General features: G+C 68.0%; 7 protein-coding genes and 4 pseudogenes. 3 read left to right on the top strand and 8 right to left on the bottom strand.

Annotated features, from left to right (window positions below):
• From ABZ818_RS41670 to ABZ818_RS41660, 3 pseudogenes are all read right to left on the bottom strand, one after another.
• Nucleotides 1-631 (bottom strand): annotated as a pseudogene (locus ABZ818_RS41670) (transposase); the annotation flags it as partial.
• A gap of 152 nt (nt 632-783) precedes the next feature.
• A pseudogene (locus tag ABZ818_RS41665) lies at nt 784-900 on the bottom strand (SigE family RNA polymerase sigma factor); the annotation flags it as partial.
• Nucleotides 901-983: 83 nt separating this feature from the next.
• Nucleotides 984-1,219: pseudogene (locus ABZ818_RS41660) on the bottom strand (IS5/IS1182 family transposase); the annotation flags it as partial.
• Nucleotides 1,220-1,315: 96 nt separating this feature from the next.
• Between ABZ818_RS41660 and ABZ818_RS41655 the strand changes: the two are divergent.
• On the top strand, nt 1,316-1,585 hold the full coding sequence (locus tag ABZ818_RS41655) for a hypothetical protein (RefSeq protein WP_361427247.1): 270 nt from the start codon (nt 1,316-1,318) through the stop codon (nt 1,583-1,585).
• Here ABZ818_RS41655 and ABZ818_RS41650 read toward each other — a convergent pair.
• The 4 genes from ABZ818_RS41650 to ABZ818_RS41635 form a co-directional block, all read right to left on the bottom strand.
• Nucleotides 1,566-2,483 (bottom strand): NADP-dependent oxidoreductase, encoded by a 918-nt coding sequence (locus ABZ818_RS41650; protein WP_361427253.1) that lies wholly within the window; start codon nt 2,481-2,483, stop codon nt 1,566-1,568. The two genes, ABZ818_RS41655 and ABZ818_RS41650, sit on opposite strands and share 20 nt — an antisense overlap.
• Nucleotides 2,484-2,542: 59 nt before the next feature.
• On the bottom strand, nt 2,543-3,460 hold the full coding sequence (locus ABZ818_RS41645) for an NADP-dependent oxidoreductase (RefSeq protein WP_361427244.1): 918 nt from the start codon (nt 3,458-3,460) through the stop codon (nt 2,543-2,545).
• 465 nt (nt 3,461-3,925) lie between these two features.
• Nucleotides 3,926-4,105, bottom strand: coding sequence for a hypothetical protein (locus tag ABZ818_RS41640; protein ID WP_361427241.1), 180 nt, complete (start codon nt 4,103-4,105; stop codon nt 3,926-3,928).
• Between the two features lie 394 nt (nt 4,106-4,499).
• A complete protein-coding gene (locus ABZ818_RS41635) occupies nt 4,500-5,300 on the bottom strand; it encodes a sulfite exporter TauE/SafE family protein (protein ID WP_361427250.1) in 801 nt (266 codons plus the stop codon).
• 86 nt (nt 5,301-5,386) lie between these two features.
• Between ABZ818_RS41635 and ABZ818_RS41630 the strand changes: the two genes are divergently transcribed.
• A complete protein-coding gene (locus ABZ818_RS41630; protein WP_361427238.1) occupies nt 5,387-6,154 on the top strand; it encodes a helix-turn-helix transcriptional regulator in 768 nt (255 codons plus the stop codon).
• A gap of 397 nt (nt 6,155-6,551) precedes the next feature.
• Here the strand turns inward: ABZ818_RS41630 and ABZ818_RS41625 are convergent.
• Nucleotides 6,552-7,036, bottom strand: a pseudogene (locus ABZ818_RS41625) (PHB depolymerase family esterase); the annotation flags it as partial.
• A 549-nt stretch (nt 7,037-7,585) separates the two neighbouring features.
• On the opposite strand from ABZ818_RS41625, the gene ABZ818_RS41620 reads away from it, so the two are divergent.
• Nucleotides 7,586-8,008 (top strand): CBS domain-containing protein, encoded by a 423-nt coding sequence (locus tag ABZ818_RS41620; protein WP_361427236.1) that lies wholly within the window; start codon nt 7,586-7,588, stop codon nt 8,006-8,008.
• The last annotated feature ends 454 nt before the right edge of the window (nt 8,009-8,462 follow it).

Here is an 8,462-nt window from a genome sequence, read left to right as displayed (position 1 = left end):
CGCAGGAACTTCGGGGAATCAACCTTGCGGCCGTCAGCGAGGACGGCGAAGTGGTTCAGGCCGAGGTCGATCCCGGTGTCCGTCCCAGTCTCGGGGAGGATGTCCGGGTTGGTGTCCACGACAAACGAGGCCCAGTACCGGCCGACGGCATCCATCGTGACCGTGACGGACGTCGGGGTGGACGGCAGCGTGCGCGACCACCTCACCCGCAACTCGCCGACCTTGGCCACGTACAGGCGCCCGTTGCGCCGGATGCTGAACCCGTTCGCGGTGAGCCGGATCGACTGCCGCCGGTCCTTGCGGGACTTGAACCGGGGCGGCGCGACCCTGGGGCCCTTGCGCTTGCCAGTGGCGAAGAAGTTCCGGTACGCGGCGTGCAAATCCCGCAGCGACTGCACCAGCACCACGGAGGACACCTCACCCAGCCACGCCCGCTCATCGGTGCACTTGGCAGCAGTGATGACCTGCTTCTGCAAGTCGGTGTCCTTGACGTACGGCAGCCCGGCCGCGTGGGCTTCCTGCCGGGCACGCAGCCCGTCATTGAAGACCACACGAGCGCACCCGAACGCCCTCGCCAGCGCGGCGCGCTGACCGGGCCCGGGGTAACGCGGAAGTTGTACCTCAACTGCACAGCCGCGATCGTAGCGTTTGGCCCACGACGACAAACAGTCGATCATCCAGCAGTCCATCGAACAGCAGCCACGCCCGGCCTGACGACCGGGCGCAGTTCGAGGATGCGCTGACCCCGCCCTGAAGGGACGGGGCTTGCGCGCAAGATCCCCGGTCACCTGTCATCGCGTACAACTGGCCGACGAGCCGGCCGACGCTCGCGGTGTAGAAGGCGTCGAAATCACGCTCGTCCACACCACGGCCCGGCAAATTCTGTGGTGGTGGTCGCATACCCCTTCTCACGCTGAATGGTGGCTGCGCGGCTCCAGTGGAGCTCCTCCGTGCGCGATGCGGCCGTGGAGGCCGCGTGCGTTGAGCAGGGTGCGGGTCTTGCCGGAGTCGTAGCCGGCGTCCAGGTGGACGGTGATGTCGTCGGGCAGCGGACCCAGGTCGTTCAGGCGGTCCAGGGTCGGGGCGAGCAGTGGGAAGTCGTGGCGGTTGGCGCCGGCCAGGACGCGACCCAGGGGAATGCCGTATCCGTCCGTCATGCCCGAGCGTTCAGGCCCTGTTTGCCGCGGTCGACCGGGGAACGCCCGGCCACCTCGCCGCCTCCGGCGCAAGAAGGGCGAGAGGGCCTCGGACCGGGAGATCGTGGAGCTGTTCCTGGCGGCGTGCAACGCCCGCGACCGGTTCATCGTGCCTCCGCGTGATCACCGCGGTTGACGCCGTCCTGGACTGCTACCGAGACCGCCGTCCCGTCTCCCTGCGCCAGCTCTACTACGTGCCCCTCAGCGACGGCGTGCTCGCCAAGACCGAGCGCGACTACAAGCGAATGTGCGAGTACGTCGGCATGGCCCGCCGCTCGGGCCGCATTCCCTGGGACGCGATCCGCGACGACACCCAGATCGCCGTGGAGGCGCCGCCGCCCTCGTTCGCCGGGCCCGCCGCCCGAGTCCTCACGGACGAACGCGGATGATCGTCTTCCCCTGGCGTCGCTCGGTCGGGTTGAGGGCGGCGACGGCATCGTCGAGGGTCGCGACGTTGCCGATGTTCGTCCGCAGCCGTCCGTCCCGCACCCGCTGGACGATCTCACCCAGTTGGGCACGATCGGACTCGACGACGAAGTCGATCGCCAGGCCGTGGGCGGGCCGCGCCTCAGGCGGCCCAACGACGGTTACCAGTGTTCCTCCGGCCCGGATCAGGCCTGCGGACCGCTTCTGGATGTCGCCGCCGATGACGTCGAAGACCAGGTCGACGCCGCCGACGTCCTCCAGGGTGTCGTGGTCGAGGTCGACGAACTCCATTGCGCCGAAGTCGAGTGCCTTGTGACGGTCGGCAGCGCGTCCGGTGCCGATGACGTAGGCGCCGAACTCACGGGCGAGCTGCGTCACCATCGTCCCGACTGCGCCGGCCGCGCCGTGCACGAGGACGCTCTGCCCGGCCTGGAGGTGGCCGTGCTGGAACAGTCCCTGCCACGCGGTGAGGCCTGAGACCGGAAGGCCAGCGCCCACAGTGAAGTCGACGTCCCCTGGCAGCGGCGCGAGGTTGCGTGCCTCGACGGCCGCGTACTCGGCGAGGGTGCCGTCGCGATGCCAGTCGGTGAGGCCGAACACGCGCTGTCCCACCGAGAGACCCGTCGTGCCGTAGCCGAGGGCGGTGACCACTCCGGCCAGCTCATGTCCGGGGATCGACGGTGTTCGGTCGCGGTCGAGGCGATCGGTCCAGGTCGAGGGCCATGCCATCTCGGTCGGGACGAATCCCGACGCATGAATCTGAACGACGACATCGTTTATGGCCGGCTCCGGCTCGGGCCGCTCCATCAGCGTCATCCCGGCCGTTCCTGCGGCCTGGTCCGTCACCACGATCGCCTTCATGGGAATTGTCTCCTCGGTCATGTGTCTCTTTGGTGGTTGCGGGGAGAGCCACGTGTCGCTCACGGACGAACGCGGATGATCGTCTGCCCGCTGATCCGCTCGGTCGGGTTGAGGGCGGTGACGGCATCGTCGAGGGTCGCGACGTTGCCGATGTTCGTCCGCAGTCGTCCGTCCCGCACCCGCTGGACGATCTCACCCAGTTGGGCACGATCGGGCAGGACGACGAAGTCGATCGCCAGGCCGTGGGCGGGCCGCGCCTCAGGCGGTCCGGCGATGGTCACCAGTGTTCCTCCGGCCCGGATCAGGCCTGCGGACCGCTTCTGGATGTCGCCGCCGATGACGTCGAAGACCAGGTCGACGCCGCCGACGTCCTCCAGGGTGTCGTGGTCGAGGTCGACGAACTCCATTGCGCCGAAGTCGAGTGCCTTGTGACGGTCGGCAGCGCGTCCGGTGCCGATGACGTAGGCGCCGAACTCACGGGCGAGCTGCGTCACCGTGGACCCGACTGAGCCGGCCGCACCGTGCACGAGGACGCTCTGCCCGGCCTGGAGGTGGCCGTGCTGGAACAGTCCCTGCCACGCGGTCAGGCCCGGCATCGGAAGGCCGGCGCCCACGGTGAAGTCGACGTCGCCCGGCAGCGGCGCGAGGTTGCGTGCCTCGACGGCCGCGTACTCCGCCAGCCCACCGCCGCGATACGAGTCCGTCATGCCGAACACGCGCTGTCCCACCGAGAGACCCGTCGTGCCGTAGCCGAGGGCGGTGACCACTCCGGCCAGCTCTTGCCCGGGAATCGACGGTGTTCGGTCGCGGTCGAGGCGATCGGTCCAGGTCGAGGGCCACGTCAGCTCGCCCGAAGTGAATCCCGACGCATGAACCTGAACGACGACATCGTTTATCGCCGGCTCCGGCTCGGGCCGCTCCATCAGCGTCATCCCGGCCGTTCCTGCGGCCTGGTCCGTCACCACGATCGCTTTCATCTGGACACCTCTCTCTATCAGTCCTCGCCCGCACGGCGCCTACGGTTCATGAGAGTTAGTGGTGTCAGACCTCGGCTTCTTACCCCGCTGGTCGGCACAGGTGTGGAGCGAGGACATCGTTGTCAAGCGCCGCTTCGAACCGGCTCACCGCTTCCCCGGCACAGGCGCCCACTGCCGCATCTACTCCGCCCATCGCGGAAGAATCGGTGATCGCGTTGTTCGTGTCGGTTGGAGGGCAACTGTCATCCGGTTCCGGTCGATGCTCATCAAGTCACGTGTGCACACTGGCATGGTCACTGCTCCCCGGCTTGATCGCACGGCGTTAGGCCGGTTCTCCTGCCGCTTCGGAAGCCGCAGGTCCGGCCGACGGTCCCGACTTTCGGTGATCTCGCCATGACCGCACCGCGCAACGAAGCCGCGCTCACCGCTTGCCGGCTCACTGTCGCATCTGTGCGGTGGCTTCGTTCACGTGAAGTAGCAGCGTTTGATCAGCGGTGACGGGTCGAGACGCTCGACCTGGGCGACGGCGCGAGCGATCTCGTCGGCGACCTCCAGGCTGGTGAACTCCACCTGCCGCAGCAGTTCAAGCAGGGCCTGCTCGTCCGCGGGCCGGGGCCGGCGGATCAGCAGGCCGCCAGCCGCCATTCGCTGAGTACGAATCGCTGACCGTGCTCTCGAAGCTCGTCCCATGCCACTCACAACGACCGGTGCGCGGCGTCGTTGCCGCCGGATCCACTCATGTAGGCCGATTACGCGCGTCCGGGTGAAATCGCACTCGCCCTCGTGCACCACAGGCGTTGCACCAGCTATGGTCGCTCCGACCGCTTCTGAGCTGCGTGAATCCGAACCGCACACCCGCGGCGCCCCAGAGAAACGTTGACGATCAGGTCTCGTCCGGCAACGCCGTGACCGTCTGACCCCGCCTCTAGAATCGAACGCGTGAACGGTCTTCCGCCTGACCTGCCTCGCCTCCGCACCCTGGAGACGTGGCTCGCCGCGACCGGGTACGGCAGCAGATCGCGGGGCGCTCAGATGCCCGTCATCTTGGCAAGAGCATCGCAATGACGACCGCGGCGAGGAGCGCTGTATAGGCCCGGGCGTGGGTTCGGTCGGCGATCTTTGGTGGTCGGCGGCGTAGCGCAGCGATTACGGGCAGTGCACCGATCAGGAGGGCCGTGGCGGCACGGAGGTCGACAGTGCCGGCCAGGTGCGCCTGTACGTGCGCGGCGACGGGAGCTGCGGAGGTGCACAAGGAGACAGCGGCGGCCGGGAGCGCGATGGCAAAGGTGAGGGGGTTGGCGAGTGCGATCGCCACCTGCATTGTGTGCCCGGCCCGTCTCATTGCTGGAACCGTCATGACACTGCCTCCCACGCCGAGGAAAGCCGCCACCGCACCGATCGGCGCACCGAAGGCGGTCGGTAGCCGCTTCGGCCCGCCGGTCGTCGTCTCCTGAGCACAAGGGCGTACGAATCCTGGGCGCAGGAGCAGGTCGGCGAGAGTGAGGGCAACGTACACGACGAACGCCCACCTAACCGGCCCGGACGGCGCGTGAAGCGCGGCGAGCGCGCCGACCGAGGCCCCGCAAGCCAGCAGCAGGACCAGCGTGCCGCTTCCCCTCAACCTGTCGAGGGTGTGCCGTGGAGTGACGGCCGTCGCGAACCCGGCGTTCACCACCATGACCACAGCTGAGGTGGCCGTCGCCACTCTTATCGAATCCGAACCGAGGCTGGCGTCCGCCCACATGACGACCGGGACGGTGACGAATCCGCCGCCGAATCCGAACAGCACCGTCGTAAGTCCGGTGAGGACTCCAATACCGAGCAATACCGCAACATCCACAGGGGCCACTCCACCAGCTTCGGAGCTCTTCCCGCATGCGATGGTCGGCGTCAATCCTTTGATTCTCGGCCACTAGAGTGGGAGGGGTGAAGAACGTCTCCCTGACCGATGTGGACCACGTTGACCGGGCCGTCCTACCGATCGGCACCGACTACGCGCCTGGTCATCTGCTGGACTGGCACGAGCACCGGCGTGCGCAGTTCCTCTACGGCGCCACCGGTGTCATGGTCGCCGACACCGCCGATGGCTCCTGGACCGTTCCGCCCGAGCGTGCGCTCTTGATCCCCGCTGCGACCCGGCACCGCGTCCGGATGCTCCAGGTGAGCACCCGGAGCCTGTACATCGAGCCGAAGGCCGTGCCGTGGTGGCCCGCCACCTGCACGGTCGTGGACGTGCCGCCGCTGCTACGCGAACTGCTACTGGCGGCAGTCGAGTTCGAGCCCGACTACGATCTGTCCGGACGCGACGGACACGTCGCGGCGCTCCTGCTGCACGAGATCGCCGCGCTCGCCCCGCTTCCGTTCCACATCGGTATGCCCGCTTCTCCCGACCTCGCGGCGCTCTGCCGCGCCTACCTGGCGGCCCCGGACGTGACCGTCACCAATGCCGCGTGGGCCGCGCGGACGGCCATGAGTGAACGTGCCTTCACCCGGCGATTTCGCAGGGAGACAGGAGAGAGCCCGGCCAGTTGGCGGGCCCGCGCGCGGCTGTTGGCGACACTCCCCATGCTGCGTTCGGCCTCCGTCACCGAAGTCTCGGGTCGGCTTTGCTACGCCTCGCCTTCGGCGTTCACCGCCGCCTTCACCCGCGCCTTTGGTGCACCGCCGTCCCGGTTTCACCGCTCGCCACCGTGACGACCTGCGGGGCCTGTCGCCAGACAGGATCATTTCCGGGTAAGGCTCACTGTGCTCATGTGCAATGTCGGCACCCCGGACCTGCTCGCCCGGCTCCTCGGAGTCAACGGCAGCACTCTCGCCAGGGCCGTTCACTCAGTCCGGTCCCCCTGGCCGAGCACGGCCACACCGATCCGCCCTCGACGGCCAGGTTGCCCTTGGAATCTGCATTGTGGACGCGGCGTGAAGATGCCACACGCTGATCATCTTATGAGTGACATGCCGGATCGTCTGCTCGTTATCGACCGGAGCGAAATGCCCTGCTTCCCTTGGTTCCCCGTGTGCCCGGCGTATCCGTGTTCGGTTTCTCGGCGCGAACCTGCCGCGGGACAGACTCCTGGCAGCGCGGAGTTCCGGGAAGCAGGTCGGCGGTCATGCCTCCGCCGGCGGACAGGCCGGTCACGAAGATCAGCCGCGGTCCGAGCCGAACTGCGCCGCGGCGGTGTCGACCATCTGCATGGCCGAGGCCGCCTCGCCCTTGCCGCGGCTGTCCTTGGCGGGGTCGAACCAACTGAATCAGGACAGGAGGTTGTTGGCCGCGCTGGTCTGCGGGTAGACCACCGCGAAGCCCCACTGGTCGGCGAACTTCTGCCAGACGGAATGCGCATGGTGGTCGCTTCCCGACTGACTGCAGCCGTGCGGGGCCACGACCAGCGGCACGTTCGCGGGGAGGTTCGCGGCCACGTACTCGTGCATCGCCAGGTTACCGGGGTTGGATCCGAAGTTCGTGACCTGCTGAAGGGTGCCGGCGGCCGCGGCGGTTCGGGGCAAGGGGGGTGACCGTGGTCAGGCGGCGGCCAGAGCGGTGCGCCTGAAGAGTCTCCGCAGGGTGGAGGAGCGCATGGAGGAACTCCCGTAAGTGGTGGGGAGAAGCCAGTGCGACCTGCTGGGGCACCGGTGGTCTGACATGCCGGCTTACTGGAAGCGGACCGTACGGCCGGTCGGCTGACCCACGACATTGTGACGGGAAGCCAGGAAAGCGGGAGCAGGCGTGTCACGTCTACAATGGCGTCGGCGGTACCGCTGTGACATGAGGGCTCCGGCGGTAGACGACGCCGTGCAGACCGGGCGGTCACCGCTCACTGCACCGGCCGCCATCCGTCAGCGCATGGCGACGGCAGGACCATGGGGGGACGACGTGCAGACCTGGACCTCTCGTCGGACACTGGAGTTAGGGCGGTGGCCGCAGGCGTAGCCGTGCAGCGCGACCCCGGCAGCACCCCCGTTCACAGTGAACACGCGTCGGCGGCGCTGACGTCCTGCCGAGACGCCATGGTGCCCAAACGGCGCTGGTGAGGGCGCTAGGCAAGAGGAAACGAGGAGAAGTCGGAGGGTGGCCGTGGCCGCCAACAAGGGCCTGGCCAAAGCCCGCACACAGTGGAGAGCCGAACGATGACGACTGCCAAAGACATCATGACCCCTGCAGCCCAGTGGATTCCCCTCAACGAAACGCTGGACCGCGCCGCGCAGATGATGAGGGACCACGAGGTGGGGGCGCTGCCGGTCAGCGACCCGAACAACGACGACCGGATGTGCGGCATCATCACGGACCGTGACATCGTCGTGAAATGTATCGCCGCAGGTCACGACCCCGCGCAGGTGACGTGCGGTGACCTGTGCGAGGGCACGCCGCGCTGGATCGACGCCGGTTCCGATGTCTCCGAAGTCCTGCGTGAGATGGAGGACCACCGGATCAAGCGTCTGCCGGTGCTCAAGGACAAGCGCATGATCGGCATGATCAGCGAGGCGGACGTCGCTCGTCACCTCACCGACGACCAGCTCGCCGAGTTCGTTCACCGCGTGTACGCAGGCTGATCCAGGCAGCCACCTTAAACGCGGTTGCTCAGCCGGCGGAGCAGGGACCAGGCGAGGCCGACTGGCGTGGAGCCGGCGCGGCCGGCCCCACGCCAGTCGGGCGATCGTGATACCGCTCCTGACCCTCGCCGGGAACTGGCCGCTGGGCGCCCTGCTGATCGCCGCCGAGCGCAGCGGGCGAGCCATGCGCTATTCCGCGCGGGACGCAATGCTCCCCACACCACCGCCGCGCTGGGACGCGGGCCGGGCCGCTCGTCATGGCGGGAGTGCTTTACCTCCACGGCAGTTACCGCGGCGGCTTTGCTGTGCCCGCCGTGCCCGCGGTGCTCACGCTGATCGTACTGGCAAGTGCCTAAAGGCCAAGGCCATGAAGTTACGGGTTGGTGCGTGGCTGCAAGTGAGGGCTGATTTGGAAGGACGCCAGACGCGAGAAGCGGAGCCCCGGTAGAACTGG

The sequence above is a fragment of the Streptomyces sp. NPDC047453 genome (genome assembly GCF_040643155.1).
Taxonomy (GTDB): domain Bacteria; phylum Actinomycetota; class Actinomycetes; order Streptomycetales; family Streptomycetaceae; genus Streptomyces.
The sequence above is the reverse complement of the archived record's forward strand: the minus strand, read 5'-3'. Positions and strand labels throughout refer to the sequence as shown.

Excerpts from the sequence above, each read along its gene's own strand:
- ABZ818_RS41650 (WP_361427253.1), bottom strand. The coding sequence starts at position 2,483 with ATGAAGGCGATCGTGGTGACGGACCAGGCCGCAGGAACGGCCGGGATG.
- ABZ818_RS41645 (WP_361427244.1), bottom strand. The coding sequence starts at position 3,460 with ATGAAAGCGATCGTGGTGACGGACCAGGCCGCAGGAACGGCCGGGATG.
- ABZ818_RS41640 (WP_361427241.1), bottom strand. The coding sequence starts at position 4,105 with ATGGCGGCTGGCGGCCTGCTGATCCGCCGGCCCCGGCCCGCGGACGAG.
- ABZ818_RS41620 (WP_361427236.1), top strand. The coding sequence starts at position 7,586 with ATGACGACTGCCAAAGACATCATGACCCCTGCAGCCCAGTGGATTCCC.